A 15,540-nucleotide genomic window follows, 5' to 3' on the forward strand; every position below is an offset into this window, starting at 1 on the left:
GGCATATCGACTTTCGAGCGGGAGACCGGGAGTGCTTCATCAAATCATCGACCGCAGGCTGGCCGGCAAGAACAAGAGTATCGCCAACCGCGAACGCTTTCTGCGTCGCGTCAAGAACTACATTCGTCGTGCCGTGTCCGACGCGGTGCGCGACCGTAGCATCAAGGATATCCAGAGCACGCAAAGCATCACGATTCCGCGCAAGGACATCGCGGAGCCGAATTTTCGGCACGCCCCTGGCGGACGTCGTGAATACGTGCACCCCGGCAACGAGGACTACGTGCGCGGCGACAAGATCCCGCGTCCGCAGGGCGGCTCGGGCGGCGGGGGTAGTCAGGCGAGCAACGAGGGCGAAGGGCAGGACGACTTCGTATTCGAGTTGTCGCGCGACGAGTTCATGCAGTACTTCTTCGACGATCTCGAACTGCCGCGCCTCGTGAAGACGCACCTGCTGACGGTGCCGAGCTGGAAGAACGTGCGCGCGGGCTGGTCGGCGGAAGGCACGCCGAACAACATCGACGTCGTGCGTTCGCTGCGCAGTGCGCTCGGGCGTCGCATCGCGCTCGGCTCGCCGCTCGTCAACGAGCTGCGCGAACTCGAGGCGCAGCTCGAGGCGATGAAGAGCGATCCGGAAGACCGGCGCGCGGAGATCGCGGTGCTCGAGGCCGAGATCCATCATCTGAAGGGGCGCATCTGGCGGATTCCGTTCATCGATCCGTTCGACCTGCGCTACATCAACCGCGTGAAGCAGCCGCAACCGTCGAGCCAGGCCGTGATGTTCTGCCTGATGGACGTGTCGGGCTCGATGGACGAGCAGCGCAAGGATCTGTCGAAGCGCTTCTTCATCCTGCTTTACCTGTTCCTCAAGCGGAACTACGAGCGCATCGAGGTCGTGTTCATCCGTCACCACACGCGAGCCGAGGAAGTCGACGAGGACACCTTCTTCCATTCGACCGAGAGCGGCGGCACGGTGGTGTCGAGCGCGCTCGAGCTGATGCGCAAGGTGATGAACGAGCGCTACTCGCCGACCGAGTGGAACATCTACGGCGCGCAGGCGTCCGACGGCGACAACTGGACCGACGATTCGCCCAAGTGTCGCAAAATCCTGGAAGAGGATATCCTCACGAAGACGCGTTACTTCGCGTATATCCAGGTCGCGCCGGAAGAGCAGAACCTGTGGCTGGAATACGCGCAACTGGCCTTGTCTCAGCCGCACCTCGCGATGAAAAAAGTCGAATCGGCTGCCGACATCTACCCGGTGTTTCGCGAATTGTTCGAAAAGCAGGTGGAAATGTCATGACGACCCGCCATCTGCACAACGAGTCGCGCGGCTATGCGCCGCGCCCTTCCGGCGACGACACGGCCGGCCCTGCCACATCGCAGCAACGCGGGCAGGCCGAACCGCCGCCGCCGGCCGCCGACTTGCCCGGCCCTGGGCAAAAGGAAGCGCGTATGAACGTTGCCGAACGCAAGCCGCTGCCGTGCCCGTCCGACTGGACGTTCGAACTGCTCGAGGAATACGACACGCATATCTCGCAGGTCGCCGAACAATACGAGCTCGACATCTACCCGATCCAGCTCGAACTGATCAGCGCCGAGCAGATGATGGACGCGTATGCGTCGGTCGGGATGCCCGTCAACTACCGTCACTGGTCGTTCGGCAAGCATTTCCTGTCGACCGAGAAGAGCTACCGTCGCGGCCAGATGGGGCTCGCGTACGAAATCGTCATCAACTCGAACCCGTGCATCGCGTACCTGATGGAAGAGAACACGATGACGATGCAGGCGCTCGTCATCGCGCACGCGGCGTACGGGCACAACTCGTTCTTCAAGGGCAACTACCTGTTCCGGCTGTGGACCGACGCGCACGCGATCATCGACTATCTCGTGTACGCGAAGAACTACGTCGCGGAATGCGAGGAGCGCTACGGCCTCGATCGCGTCGAGGAACTGCTCGATTCGTGCCATGCGCTGATGAACTACGGCGTCGACCGCTACAAGCGGCCGCAGAAGCCTTCGCTGTCGAAGGAAGCCGCGCTGCGGCGCGAGCGCGAGGCGTACCTGCAGTCGCAGGTGAACGAACTGTGGCGCACGCTGCCGGGCAAGAAGCCCGAGCTGATGGAAGAGCAGGAAGACCGCTATCCGCCCGAGCCGCAGGAGAACCTGCTGTATTTCGCGGAGAAGAATGCGCCGCTGCTCGAGCCGTGGGAGCGGGAAGTGATCCGCATCGTGCGCAAGATCGGCCAGTATTTCTACCCGCAGCGGCAGACGCAGGTGATGAACGAAGGCTGGGCAACGTTCTGGCACTACACGCTGCTGAATACGCTGTACAACCAGGGGAAGCTGGAAGACAGCTTCATGATGGAATTCCTGCACTCGCACAGCAACGTGGTCTACCAGCCGCCCGTCACGAAGCCGTACTACAGCGGGATCAACCCGTATGCACTCGGCTTCTCGATGATGAGCGACATCCGGCGGATCTGCGAAGCGCCGACGGAAGAAGACTACAAGTGGTTTCCGGAGATCGCGGGCACCCCGTGGCTGCCGGCGATGCACTACGCGATGCGCAACTTCAAGGACGAGAGCTTCATCGCGCAGTACCTGTCGCCGAGCCTGATTCGCGACATGCGGCTGTTCTCGGTGCTCGACGACGACATGCGCGATTCGCTCGAGGTATCGGCGATCCACGACGATTCGGGCTACCAGTACGTGCGGCAGGCGCTGTCGCGGCAGTACGACATCCATCACCGCGAGCCGAACATCCAGGTGTGGGCGGTGAATACGCGCGGCGACCGCAGTCTCACGCTGCGCCACTTCATGACCGACAACCGCCACCTGTCGAACGACAGCGACGAGGTGCTCAAGCACATGGCGCGGCTCTGGCAATTCGACGTGTTCCTGGAAAGCGTCGACGAGGCCGGCACCGTGCGCAAGCGCTACGAGTGCCGCTACGTGCCGCCGGAGGTGCGGATCTGAACGTCGCCAGCAGAAAGTTTGCATCGGACGCCAGCCTTGCGGCTGGCGTTTTCATATGACGAACGCGTGGCAGGAGAAAAATCTTCTACATCCGGACGAACCCGGAGAGCCTGTTACTTTACATTTCGCTAAAATTCCGTAGCGCCGTGCGCCGGAACCGGTGCCACGTACGATCGCACGCGGCGGCCCCCAGCCGTCTCGCCCAGAAAGCACTAAAAGGAACTGACCAATCCATGGACGTCCAGACCGACCAAGCTGCGCTGTCCGCGCATGACACCCGGCGGCGCGTGTTCGCCATCGTCGGCGCCTCGTCGGGCAACCTCGTCGAGTGGTTCGACTTCTATATCTACTCGTTCTGCGCGCTGTACTTCGCGCCGGCGTTCTTCCCGAGCGGCAACACGACGACGCAGCTGCTGAACACGGCCGGTGTGTTCGCGGCCGGCTTCCTGATGCGTCCGATCGGCGGCTGGCTGTTCGGCCGCATCGCCGACCGCCACGGCCGCCGCAACGCGATGATGATCTCGGTGCTGATGATGTGCGGCGGCTCGCTCGTGATCGCGGTGCTGCCGACCTATGCGCAGATCGGCGCGCTCGCGCCGGCGCTGCTGCTGGTCGCGCGGCTGTTCCAGGGGCTGTCGGTGGGCGGCGAATACGGCACGAGCGCGACCTACATGAGCGAGGTGGCGCTGAAGGGCCGTCGCGGCTTCTTCGCGTCGTTCCAGTACGTGACGCTGATCGGCGGCCAGCTGTGCGCGCTGCTCGTGCTCGTGATCCTGCAGCAGACGCTGTCGGCCGACGAACTGAAGGCGTGGGGCTGGCGCATCCCGTTCGTGGTCGGCGCGGCGGCCGCGCTGATCTCGCTGTACCTGCGCAAGTCGCTCGATGAAACGTCGACGACCGCATCGCGCGACAAGAAAGACGCAGGCACGATCCGCGGCGTGTGGCAGCACAAGGGCGCGTTCTTCACGGTGGTCGGCTTCACGGCCGGCGGCTCGCTGATCTTCTATACGTTCACGACGTACATGCAGAAGTACCTCGTGAACACGGCCGGCATGCATGCGAAGACGGCCAGCAACGTGATGACCGTCGCGCTGCTCGTCTACATGCTGATGCAGCCGGTGTTCGGCGCGCTGTCCGACAAGATCGGCCGCCGCACGTCGATGATCCTGTTCGGTTCGTTCGCGGTGATCGGCACGGTGCCGCTGATGCATGCGCTGAAGGACGTGACGAGCCCGGTGGCCGCATTCGTGCTGATCACCGTCGCGCTCGCGATCGTCAGCTTCTACACGTCGATCAGCGGGCTGATCAAGGCCGAGATGTTCCCGCCGGAAGTGCGCGCGATGGGCGTCGGCCTGTCATATGCGGTCGCGAACGCGATCTTCGGCGGTTCCGCCGAGTACGTCGCGCTGTGGTTCAAGTCGATCGGCAGCGAGGAAACCTTCTACTGGTACGTGACCGTGCTGTGTGCGATCTCGCTGATCGTGTCGTGGCGGATGCGCGATCCGAGCAAGGAAGGGTATCTGCGTCACGAGCCGTGATCGGCTGCGCAGTGTGCGCATCGAGCGCATTCGCATCATGACGAACGTCCCGCCATCCGGCGGGACGTTTTTTTGCGGCGTGCGATTACGCGGGCGGAGGCGTCGCGTGGTCGGGCGCCGGACCGGATGCGCTCGACAGGCTGCCTTGCTCGACCAGCCATTCGAACATCCGCTCGACGATCGGCGAGCGCGACGGGCCTTCCATGCGCGACAGCCACCACGTGGTGCCGGGCAGGCGCGGGTAATCGGCGAGCACGGTCAGCGTGCGCTGGTCGATGCCCGCCTGCGCGACGAGACGCGGCAGGCACGCGATGCCGCGGCCGCGCAGCACGGCGTCCAGCACGAGCCGCTGGTCGTCGTAGATCGCATGCATCCGGAATGCCGACAGCCGCTCGCGGAATACGGTCGCGAGACGTTCGTCGGTCAGGCTGGCTTCGAGACAGATGACGCCCGCGTGCAGCGGGTGCGCGTCGCGCGGCACGCGTTCGAGTTGCGCTGCCAGCGGCGTCGCGCACACCGTCACCCATTCGTCGCGCATGAACGGGATATCGAGCAGGCCGGGCTGCAGCATCGGCCGCGTGCCGATCGTCATGTCGACGTCGATTTCGTCGACGTAGCGCGCGGTTTCGTCGGTCGACAGCAGCGGGCACAGGTCGGGCAGCGCGTGCTGCAACTGCTCGAGGCGCGGCTGCAGCCAGCCATGCAGCAACGGCGCGGGACACACGAGCACGACGAGCCCCGGGTTCAGGTAGGTCGCGATGCGGTCGAGGCCGCCGCGCAACGTGTCCATCGCGCGCTGCACGCTGCGCTGCAGGACCTCGCCGGCGATGGTCAGTTCGACGCCGCGGCCGCGCCGGCGGAACAGCGGCTGCCCGAGTTGCGCTTCGAGCTGCTGGATCTGATGGCTGATCGCCGATTGCGACAGGTGCAGCTCGTCGGCCGCGCGCGAGAAATTACCCAATCGGGCCGCGGCTTCGAAGCCGGTCAGCAGTTTCAGGGAAGGAACGCGTTGCATCGAGGTATGAGACAGATTGATTAATTCGGCCAATAAATATCAATATTCATCAAGTTTAACCTGACGCACAATCGGCCATCAATCACAACGGAGGCTGAACGATGGGTCGCTTTGATGCTCGCCAGCGCGGTTACCGGATGCCCGCGGAATGGGAATCCATGGATGCCACGTGGCTCGGATGGCCGGTTCTCCACGATCGCGAGGATCTGTGGGGGAGCCATTACGCGCAGGTATGCCGCGAATTCGCGCTGGTCGCGCGGACGATCGCCCGCTACCAGCGCTGCGTGGTGGCCGCGCACCACAGCCAGGCCGACGCCGCGCGCGAGATGGTCGGCGCAAGCGTCGACGTGCTGCCGGTCGCGGCCGAGGACAACTGGCTGCGCGACTGCGGGCCGGTCTTCCTGGTGAGCGAACAGCGCAGACTCGGCGCGGCCGTGTTCCGCTTCAACTGCTGGGGCGAGAAGTACCAGCCGTACGACGGCTGCCAGCAGGCCGGGCAGGACATCGCCCGCGCGGCCGGCGCGGAGATCTTCAATTCGCACCTGGTGCTGGAGGGCGGCGCGTTCTATGTCGACGGGCAGGGCACGCTGGTCACCACCGAGAGCTGCCTGCTGCATCCGAATCGCAATCCGCACCTGAGCCGCGCGGAGATCGAGGCGGAGCTGCGGCGGATGCTGGGCGTCGAGAAGATCATCTGGCTGCCGGGCAATCCCGACGAAGTGGAGACGAACGGGCACGTGGACGGCATCGCGTCGTTCATCGCACCCGGCCGGATGCTGTGCCAGACCGCGCTGCCGGAGCAGGGCGACTATTTTCACGTGATGCGGGAAAACCGTCGCGCGCTGGAGCTGGCGACCGATGCGGCGGGGCGCCGCTTCGAGCTGCTCGACCTGCCGTCGCCGATCGTCACCGAACGCTTCGGCTCCGAGCGTTACTGCGATTGCTACGCGAACTACATTCTGGTGAACGGCGCGGTGATCGTGTCCGCGTTCGGCGTCGAGCAGGATCAAGCGGCGCGCGAGGTATTCAGCCGCGCGTTCCCCGGGCGCAACGTGGAGATGCTGCCGATCCCGACGTTGTCGATCGGCGGCGGCAGCATCCACTGCTCGACGCAGCAGCAGCCGTGCGTCGCAGACTGAGCGACGTTTCGTCAGCGCTTTCCGGTTCGACCGAGGAGCAATCGCAATGCCGTCCAAACACATTACCGTCGCCGCCGTCCAGATGGCGTCGGGCAGCTGGAATCTCGAAGACAACATGGCCACCGCGGAGCGCCTGATCCGCGCGGCCGCCGCACAGGGCGCGAATCTCGTGCTGTGCCCGGAGCTGTTCGCGATGCCGTACTTCTGCCTCGACCAGAACGTGCGCCATCTCGAACTCGCGCAGCCGTTCGAAGGCAACGCGCAGATCGCCCGTTTCGCGGCGCTGGCCGGCGAGCTCGGCATCGTGCTGCCGATCGGCTTCTTCGAGCGTGCGGGCAATGCCGCGTACAACTCGATCGCCGTGGCCGACGCGGACGGGCGCGTGCTCGGCGTCTATCGCAAGACGCATATCCCGGACGGGCCGGGCTATACGGAGAAGTTCTATTTCACGCCGGGCGACACCGGCTTCAAGGTGTGGGACACGCGCTTCGGCCGGATCGGCATCGGTATCTGCTGGGACCAGTGGTATCCGGAAACGGCGCGCAGCCTCGCGCTGATGGGCGCCGAGATCCTGTGCTTTCCGACCATCATCGGCTCGGAGCCGTTCAGCAGTGCGTTCGATTCGTCCGGCCACTGGCAGCGCACGATGCAGGGCCACGCGGCCGCCAACATGGTGCCGGTCGTGGCCGCGAACCGGATCGGCCGCGAAGTCGGCTTCGGCAACGGCAATCCGGCGCAGCAGGGGCTCACGGGCGTGTTCTACGGGTCGAGTTTCATCGCGGATCACACCGGCGAGAAGCGGGCCGAGGCGAACCGTACCGATGAAGCCGTGCTCGTGCACACGTTCGATCTCGACGCGATTCGCGCCGACCGGCAATCGTGGGGCTTTTTCCGCGATCGCCGCCCGGAGATGTACCGCACGTTGCTGACCAGCGACGGCGTGTCGTCGTGTTATCGATGAGGGAGGCCCGATGAAACGGCAAGGAGGGTTGCGCTTCGTGGTGCCGGGCCTCGCGCTGTGCGTGCTGGCCGGCACGGCCCGCGCCGACGAAGAGAAGGTGCTGAACCTGTACAACTGGAGCAATTACTTCGCGCCGGATACGCTGGCCGGCTTCGAGAAGGAAACCGGCATCAAGGTGCGCTACGACGCGTACGACAGCGACGAGACGCTGCAGTCGAAGCTGCTGACCGGCAACAGCGGCTACGACCTCGTGTGGCCGACCAACGACTTCATGGCCAAGCAGATCCAGGCCGGCGTGTTTCGCAAGCTCGACAAGAACCGGCTGCCGAACCTGAAGTATCTCGATCCGTCGCTGCTGAAGCAGATGGCGCAATCCGATCCGGGCAACCAGTATGGCGTGCCGTACATGTGGGGCACCGTGGGCGTCGGCTACGACCGCGCCAGGGTGCGCGCGATCCTCGGCAAGGACATGCCGGCCGACAGCCTCGACCTGCTGTTCAAGCCGGAGATCGCGGCGCGCGTCGCCGCGAAGTGCGGGCTGGGCCTGCAGGATTCCGCGAGCACCGTGCTGCCGCTGGCGCTGCGCTATGTCGGCCTCGATCCGATGCACCCGTCCGCGCAGGACTATGCGGCCGCGCAGGCGATGCTGATGAAGATCCGGCCGTTCATCCGCGAGTTCGTCAATTCGTCCGATGCCAACGAGCTGATCGACGGCGAGCTGTGCGTGACGGTCGGCTTCTCCGGCGCGATCAACCTGGCCGCGCAGAAGGCGAAGGCGCGCGATCCGAAACGCGACGTCGTGTACGACATTCCGCGGATCGGCACCCTGATGTGGTTCGATGCGATGGTCATTCCGGCCTCCGCGAAGCATCCGGACAACGCGCATGCGTTCATCAACTACATCCTGCGTCCGGACGTGATCGCGAGGATCTCGAATTCGACGCGCTACGCGAATGCGAACCAGGGCGCACTGAAGCTGATGGACCCGGCGCTGGTACGCGATCCCGGCATTTATCCGGACGAGGCGACGCGGCGCACGCTGTTCACGCCGATCGCCGAATCGCCGGCCGCGATGCGTCTGGAAGGCCGGACCTGGCTCGGCTTCAAGACGGCGCGGCCGTGAACGCGCATCGTGAAGCCGCCGAACGATTGAAACAACCGAAGCAAACGAAGCTAACGAAGCAATCGGCAAGCGAAAGAGGAATGCCATGACAACGAGACGTCAACTGTTGAAACGCGGCCTGTCCGTATCGGGGGCGGCGCTGGCCGCCGGCGCGCTGGGCGGGTTGCTCGGCCGCGCCGCGCACGCGCAGCAGGGCGCAACCTGGCACATGCCGGACGAGGGTGCGCCGCATACGGCGACCTGGATGGCGTTCGGCCCGAGCGAGGACATCTGGGGCGCGCGGCTGTTGCCCGTTGCGCGCGCGAACCTGGCCGCGATCGCGAAGGCGATCGCCGCGCACGAGCCGCTCAAGATGCTGGTGCGCGAGCAGGACTATGCGATCGCGTCGCGGCTGTGCGGTTCATCGGTCGAGCTCGTCCAGCACCCGGTCGACGATCTGTGGATGCGCGACACGGGGCCCGTGTTCGTGAAGAACGCGTCGGGCCAGCTCGGCGGCGTGAGCTTCAATTTCAACGGCTGGGGCAACAAGCAGGAGCACGACCAGGACGCGGAAGTCTCGCCGTTCGTCGCGGAGCGCGCCGGTGCGCGGCTGCTCGACACGCGGCTGGTGCTCGAAGGCGGCGGCATCGAGGTGGACGGCGAGGGCACGGCGATCATCACGCGCAGCTGCGTGCTCAACCGGAACCGCAATCCGGGCGTCAGCCAGGCACAGTGCGAGACGGAGCTGAGCCGGCTGCTGGGGCTGAAGAAGATCATCTGGTTGCCGGGCATCGCGGGCAAGGACATCACCGACGGGCATACCGACTTCTATGCGCGCTTCACGAGCCCGGGTGTGGTGGTGGCCGGGCTCGATACGGATCCGTCTTCATACGACCACGCGGTGACGCGACAGCATCTGGAGATCCTGCGGAAATCCACCGACGCGAAGGGCCGCCCGTTGAAAGTCGTCGTGCTGCCGGGGCCGAAGTCCGTCCGGCATCAATACGAGAACGAAGAGTTCGCGGCCGGCTACATCAACTTCTACGTGTGCAACCGCGCGGTGATCGCGCCGGCGTTCGGCGACAGCCGCGCCGACCGCAATACGCGCGACACGCTCGTCGACCTGTTTCCGGGGCGCGAGATCATTCAGCTGAACATCGACGGCATCGCCGCGGGCGGCGGCGGCATCCACTGCACCACGCAACAGCAGCCGGCCTGAGCGCGGCCGCGGGCCGGCATGCGTGACCGGCCCGTACGACCGTAGCAGGCAACAGTTCATTCCGGACTACTGAAAACAATGCGGAGTCCGTCTTGCGAGACGGAAGCCGGCGTGCACGCGTGCGCGCCGACCGCACAAAGGAGTTGAAACATGACGAAACGACGTACCCATGCGAGCACCGGCAAGCGCATGCAGCGCACACCCGATAACGGCCGGCGCAGCTTCATCCGGTATTCGGCCGCCTTTCTCGGCGTGCCGCTGCTGGGCAGCCTGAGCGCTTGCGGTGGCGGTGGCGGTGGTGCATCCGGCGCGGCTTCCACGTCGCCAGGCACGACATCTGGCACGACATCTGGCACGACCCCGTCGACGCGGCAGGTCAAGTACCGGCTGCCGGCCGAAGATGCGCCGCATGCGTCGACCTACATGGCTTTCGCGTCCGGCGCGGATGGCATCTGGAGGCCCGTCACGCCGCAAAGCACGGATGCCGGCATCGAGCGCGTGCGGGCCGACCTGATGGACGTCGCGAAAGCGATCGGCGCAACCGAGCCGGTCGACATGCTGGTGCTGCCGGCGGATCTCGATGCGGCCCGCGCGCTGCTCGCGACCGCAAGCGTCGCGAATCCCGACCTGCACGCGCGCTATGCGGCACGCGCCGCGGGAGCCGGCGGAATCAACCTCGTGCCGCTCGCCGACGGCTTCAACGATTTCTGGGTGCGCGACACGGGGTGCCTGTTCGTCAGGGATACGACGAACGACAATGCGCTGAATGCGGTCGGCTTCAATTTCAACGGCTGGGGCAACGCGAATACCGACGGCGCCGGCATGAGCCCGGGCGCGACGGTCCCGCCGGAAGTCGCGGCCGCGAGCAACCGGTCGAAGGCGGGCAAGTTCTTCCAGCCGTTCAGCCGCGACAACGCGGTGGCGGGCTGGATGGCGCAGCGGAAAGGCGCAAACCTGATCCGCAGCACGCTGACGCTCGAAGGCGGCGCGATCGAATTCGACGGCGACGCGACGGCGATCCTCACCGAATCGTCCGTGCTGCACGTGAACCGGAATCCGCAGCTGTTCGACATCCCGAACGGCGTGATCGCGAATGCGACGCTGCTGCCGACGGCGAAAGACACGGTGCTCGCCGAACTGCAGCGCACGCTCGGCGTGCGGAAGATCATCTGGCTGCCCGGTACGGCGACCTATCCGCGCGGCAGCGGCGTGGGCGGTGCCGGCGGCACGGCGACCCCGGCCGGCGAAACCGACATCACGAACGGGCACGTCGACTTCTACGCGCGCTTTCTCGCGCCCGGCGTGGTCGCGTGCTGTTACGACGCGTCGAATTCGACCGGCGAGCGCGCATTGACGGACGCGAACCGGCAACGGCTCGCCGGCCAGACCGATGCGAACGGCCGGCCGCTGCAGATCGTCGAGCTGGTGCCGCCGGTCAATTTCGGCACGTCGGCCGGCACCAGCCTGACCGACCGGCAGATGACGAATTTCGCGGCCGGCTACATCAATTTCTACGCCTGCAACGGTGCGATCGTCATGCCGAAGTTCAACGACGCGGCGGCAGATGCGGCCGCGGTCGCCGCGATCCGGCCGTATGCGGGGAACCGGGCGATCGTGCAGGTCGACATCCTCGGCATCGCGTCGGGCGGCGGCGGCATCCATTGCTCGACGCGGGAGGTGCCGGCGTGAGCGAATCCCGTCATATCGATATTGAAATCGATTCGTTGTCCATGACGGGCGAATTCCTTAATCTGGGGCTGTAGTTCGTGTGACACCTCCTTGACTGGGATTCGCGCCCGCTGCGTGCAGCGGGCGTCTTTTTTGGTGCGCTGCGTCTCACGCCGGTCTCGGCGGAATTGGTCGCGCCCGTCGGCTCGCCTATGCTGGTTGCTGCATGTCCGCGCGACGGTCCGGATCGGCCGGGCCCGTGACGGTTCGATGACATGCCACGTCAAGAAGAGAAGCGCTCGTGATGGCCGTCACGCAGAAGGCGCCGGTGGCGAGCACCTTCGCGGACACCATTCACGCGCCTGCGTGGCGCGCGAAACCGTCGTGGTACCAGATCTCGAGCGAAGACCGGATGATCGCGCCGGAGAACCAGCAGCGGATGTCGGCGCGGATGGACGCGCGCAACGTCATCACGCTCGATGCAAGCCATGCGTCGCTCGCGTCGAAGCCGGTGGCGGTCGCGGCGTTGATCGACGAGGCGGCGACCGCGCTCGCCGGGTGATGTAGCGGCAGGACACGGCGCGGTGCCGCGCTCCGGGCCGGTGCGGCAACGCGCATCTCGTCGCGAAGCGACGGGTCTTCACCCCTTCCATACGCCAACAGTTTCCTGTCCGCCAGCGGCGCTGAGGCTGGCCCAATTTCCGTCCCAGTCTTAGCTGGAAAATTCCGGCTCTTCGGGGCGGGCCGAATCGGCCCGATCGGTGCACCGGCGGGCGAATTCCGCCGGTGTCATCCACTGCAGCGCAGAGTGAGGGCGCGCCTCGTTATAGTACTCGCGCCAGACTTCGATTTTGCGTCTGGCGTCCTCCAGCGACAAGAACCAATGTGCATTGAGGCACTCCTCCCGGAAACGTCCGTTGAAGGATTCGTTCTTCGCGTTGTCGGTTGGCTTGCCAGGACGCGAGAAGTCAATCTCCACGTCGTTCTCGTACGCCCATTTGTCGAGCGCCTTCGAAATGAACTCGCTGCCATTGTCTGCCTTGATATAGCGTGGAAGCGGGCGATGCTGCGCAAGCCGGGTCAGCGCGGCGACAACGTGTTCGCCACGCAATGAGCCGTCGACTTCAATCGCCAAGCATTCCCGCGTGTAGTTGTCCACGATCGTGAGCGTACGCAAGCGCCGACCATCAAACAGCGCATCAGCGACGAAGTCCATACTCCAGATTTCGTTGATTGCGCTCACTGACTGCTTTGGCTGTCGGCGCCGAGCCGACTTGTTCCGTCGAGGTCGTTTGTGGCGCAATGAAAGCCCCAGTTCCCGATACACGCGCTCGACGCGTTTATGGTTGTCTCGCCAGCCTTCCCGGCGAAGCATCACGTACACGCGGGGCGCACCATAATGCACCCGCACTTCGGTGATCTCCTTGATGCGCATCTCCAGCGCGCTTTGATCCCGCGCGACCGACTCGTAACGGTAGACCGTGCGGGAAAGTTGCAACAACGCGCAGGTCTGCCGCTGGCTTGCGCCGAAACGCTGCATCAAGTCCGTGACCAGATCACGGCGCCGGGAAGGCTTCAGAGCTTTTTTGACAGCACGTCCTGCAGCATGGCCTTGTCCAGGCTCAGGTCCGCCACGAGCCGCTTGAGCTTCGCATTCTCTTCCTCAAGCTGCTTCAACCGGCGCAGTTCCGAAGGCGATAGCCCGCCATACTTGGTCCGCCAGTTGTAAAACGTCGCGTCGCTGATTCCCATCTTGCGGCAGACCTCTGCGACCGGCGTGCCCAGCTCGGCTTGCTTTAACGCGTATGCGATCTGCTCTTCGGTGAACTTGCTCTTCTTCACGGCATGACCTCCTGGTCTTGATGACAACGTCATGCCGGAATTTTCCACTTCCAAATGGGACAGTTTTGTGGGCTAGGGTCAGCGCCGCATGCAGCCGGTTCGTGTGTGATTTGACTGCACGCGTCCTCGGTGAAATGCGACGCCGCGACGAGAAGTCGATTTCGAAAACCCGAGCAACATGTCGATGCGCGATCTTGCGCGACCCACTCATGTTCGAGAGCGGGAAATTTGACTTTTCTGATTTTGAAATGTTGAGAAATGGAAAATTTTTAAGATTTTCGCTTCCATATCTCGTTGTTTTAATTTTAGATCCAATCTAATTCATTGTTTATTTTTTGATTGGCCTCGATGCGCGATGTCTCATTCCAGTGATGTCTGCGCCGTACTTTCAGCCACAAGAAGCAGCGCAGCGGGTTGCCTGCCAGAATCAGTGTCGTGAGGCAAGGTGGCCGAATGGCTAAATGGAATTCATATTTCTTACTCGTACTATTTGAGGAAAATTTCCGGGCAAATAGAATTGCGATGTCGTCGTTTTTCTAGGATAAAAATTCATTTATTCGAGATGACGCGATGCGATCTGTATTTCTGGATTTCAAGTCCCATGAAAACTCCTGAGCCGATCGGACTGTTTCGACAAAAATCATCCATTTGAGAGGAATTCCAAAGATGAAAATGAACTTGCTTCGGGGTTGCGTTGCAGCAGGCATCGCTAGCGCCGCGCTGGTACCGTCGCTTGCCCACGCGTTCGACGGTGAGCTGGCCTTCTACGGCAGCATCTCCGACGTCACCTGCAACGTCAACGGCCAGGCACCTGGCTCCAGCAATCGGCAAGAGGTGCAACTTGGCGATCGCGTCGACCCGGCCATGTTCGACGCGATCGGCAAGACGTCGAATGACGTCGAGTTCAGTGTGAAGATTGGCGGCAATACGGGCTGTACCAACGGCACGAAGGTCGTGATGGAATTCGATCCGGTGTCGGTCAACATCAACCCGTCGACCGGCAACCTGAAGCTCCTCGGCACCAAACCGGCGGAGGGCATCGAAATCCAGATCAAGGACGCGGGTAATACCAAGAACGGCAAGATCATGCTCGGCACGCCGCAGACCGACCCGCAGATCGCGACCGTCGCGAACAACACCGCGACCCTGACCTACAAGGCGGCATACGTGTCGACGGCCTTGCCGGCCGGCATCAAGGCCGGTTCCGGTAACTCGTTCATCCGGTACGTGCTCGCTTACCACTGATCGGTCCCATTCCTGTTGCACGTCATGACATTGTCAATTCGGATTCCTTATCCAAGAGTCGTGGCCGGTGTCGTGGCGTGGGCTGCCTGCGCCACGCTGGCGCAGGCGGCTCTACTGCTGAACGGTACCCGCGTGATCTTTCCCGAGCGGGCTCGCGACGTGACGGTCCGGATGGAAAATTCCGGCACGGAACCGGTGCTCGCGCAGAGCTGGATCGACGATGGTCGCGTCGACGTTCCGCCCGAGAAGATGCGAACGCCGTTCGTCGTTGCGCCGACACTGGTGCGCGTCGAAGCCGGGCGGGGCGCCGTATTGCGCATCACGAACATGCAGGCGTCGCTGCCCACCGACCGCGAATCGGTGTTCTGGCTGAATGTGCTCGAGGTGCCGACGGTGCAGCAAGACGCGGACAACCAGCTGCGCTTTGCCTTCCGAACCCGTATCAAATTGTTCTATCGGCCGTCGGCGCTGGCGAACGACGTCGGGATGGCGGAGAACAAGCTGGTCTGGAAGGTGGCTGACGGTGCGGCGCATGCGGGCAGGCACCCGGTCGCGCTCGAGGTGTCCAATCCGACGCCGTATTACGTGTCGTTCGGCAGGGTCGAGGGCGAGGTTGGCGGCACCTTTGTCGAGGCCGGTGGCGGGATGGTCGAGCCGTTCGGTATCCAGCGCTTTCCGTTGCCGGGCGTCACGCCGTCGCAACGCCCGACGACCGTGCGCTACATGTCCATCGACGACTACGGCGGCCGCAGCACGATAACAAAGAAACTGACCGACTGAGCAGTTTTTTCACGCAACGCATCCAGCAGGCACGACCCGGCATACCGATCCGCAT

At 64.0% G+C, this 15,540-nt stretch carries 12 protein-coding genes and 1 pseudogene; 11 read left to right on the plus strand and 2 right to left on the minus strand.

The window, feature by feature from the left end:
* The first annotated feature begins 31 nt into the window (after positions 1–31).
* The 3 genes from CFB39_RS08580 (at position 32) to CFB39_RS08590 (ending at position 4,514) form a co-directional block, all read left to right on the plus strand.
* Complete coding sequence (locus CFB39_RS08580; protein WP_039358726.1) at positions 32–1,300, plus strand: YeaH/YhbH family protein; 1,269 nt, start codon at positions 32–34, stop codon at positions 1,298–1,300.
* Entirely contained in the window at positions 1,297–2,976 is a 1,680-nt protein-coding gene (locus tag CFB39_RS08585; RefSeq protein WP_089472728.1) for a SpoVR family protein, read from the plus strand. The genes CFB39_RS08580 and CFB39_RS08585 overlap by 4 nt, the downstream gene beginning before the upstream one ends.
* Positions 2,977–3,209: 233 nt before the next feature.
* Positions 3,210–4,514, plus strand: a complete 1,305-nt coding sequence (locus tag CFB39_RS08590) for an MFS family transporter (RefSeq protein WP_089472729.1) — start codon at positions 3,210–3,212, stop codon at positions 4,512–4,514.
* Between the two features lie 85 nt (positions 4,515–4,599).
* On the opposite strand, the gene CFB39_RS08595 is transcribed toward CFB39_RS08590, so the two are convergent.
* Positions 4,600–5,529 carry a LysR family transcriptional regulator gene (locus CFB39_RS08595; protein ID WP_089472730.1) on the minus strand — a complete coding sequence of 310 codons (930 nt, stop codon included), beginning with the start codon at positions 5,527–5,529 and terminating at the stop codon, positions 4,600–4,602.
* A 137-nt stretch (positions 5,530–5,666) separates the two neighbouring features.
* Here CFB39_RS08595 and CFB39_RS08600 point away from each other — a divergent pair, with 137 nt between their 5' ends.
* The 6 genes and pseudogenes from CFB39_RS08600 to CFB39_RS08625 all read left to right on the plus strand — a co-directional run.
* A complete protein-coding gene (locus CFB39_RS08600; protein WP_256991398.1) occupies positions 5,667–6,668 on the plus strand; it encodes an agmatine/peptidylarginine deiminase in 1,002 nt (333 codons plus the stop codon).
* Positions 6,669–6,714: 46 nt separating this feature from the next.
* Positions 6,715–7,629, plus strand: coding sequence for an N-carbamoylputrescine amidase (gene aguB / locus CFB39_RS08605; protein WP_089461011.1), 915 nt, complete (start codon positions 6,715–6,717; stop codon positions 7,627–7,629).
* Positions 7,630–7,639: 10 nt separating this feature from the next.
* The gene (locus CFB39_RS08610) at positions 7,640–8,752 is read left to right on the plus strand and encodes a polyamine ABC transporter substrate-binding protein (RefSeq protein WP_089472732.1); all 1,113 of its coding nucleotides are present in this window, start codon (positions 7,640–7,642) and stop codon (positions 8,750–8,752) included.
* An 85-nt stretch (positions 8,753–8,837) separates the two neighbouring features.
* Positions 8,838–9,950, plus strand: coding sequence for an agmatine/peptidylarginine deiminase (locus CFB39_RS08615; protein WP_089472733.1), 1,113 nt, complete (start codon positions 8,838–8,840; stop codon positions 9,948–9,950).
* Positions 9,951–10,100: 150 nt separating this feature from the next.
* Positions 10,101–11,639, plus strand: a complete 1,539-nt coding sequence (locus CFB39_RS08620) for an agmatine/peptidylarginine deiminase (RefSeq protein WP_089472734.1) — start codon at positions 10,101–10,103, stop codon at positions 11,637–11,639.
* Between the two features lie 271 nt (positions 11,640–11,910).
* Positions 11,911–12,180: pseudogene (locus tag CFB39_RS08625) on the plus strand (alpha/beta fold hydrolase); the annotation flags it as partial.
* A 150-nt stretch (positions 12,181–12,330) separates the two neighbouring features.
* Here the strand turns inward: CFB39_RS08625 and CFB39_RS08630 are convergent.
* A protein-coding gene (locus CFB39_RS08630; RefSeq protein WP_089472298.1) for an IS3-like element ISBcen15 family transposase occupies positions 12,331–13,460 on the minus strand; the annotation gives its coding sequence in 2 pieces (ribosomal slippage) (positions 12,331–13,208 and positions 13,208–13,460; 1,131 coding nt in all).
* A 666-nt stretch (positions 13,461–14,126) separates the two neighbouring features.
* Between CFB39_RS08630 and CFB39_RS08635 the strand changes: the two genes are divergently transcribed.
* Positions 14,127–14,705, plus strand: coding sequence for a fimbrial protein (locus CFB39_RS08635; protein WP_089472735.1), 579 nt, complete (start codon positions 14,127–14,129; stop codon positions 14,703–14,705).
* 60 nt (positions 14,706–14,765) lie between these two features.
* Positions 14,766–15,485: a molecular chaperone gene (locus CFB39_RS08640; RefSeq protein WP_256991374.1), complete on the plus strand. Its 720-nt coding sequence runs from the start codon at positions 14,766–14,768 to the stop codon at positions 15,483–15,485.
* Positions 15,486–15,540 lie beyond the last annotated feature (55 nt).

Source organism: Burkholderia sp. AU6039, from assembly GCF_002223365.1.
Classification (GTDB): domain Bacteria; phylum Pseudomonadota; class Gammaproteobacteria; order Burkholderiales; family Burkholderiaceae; genus Burkholderia.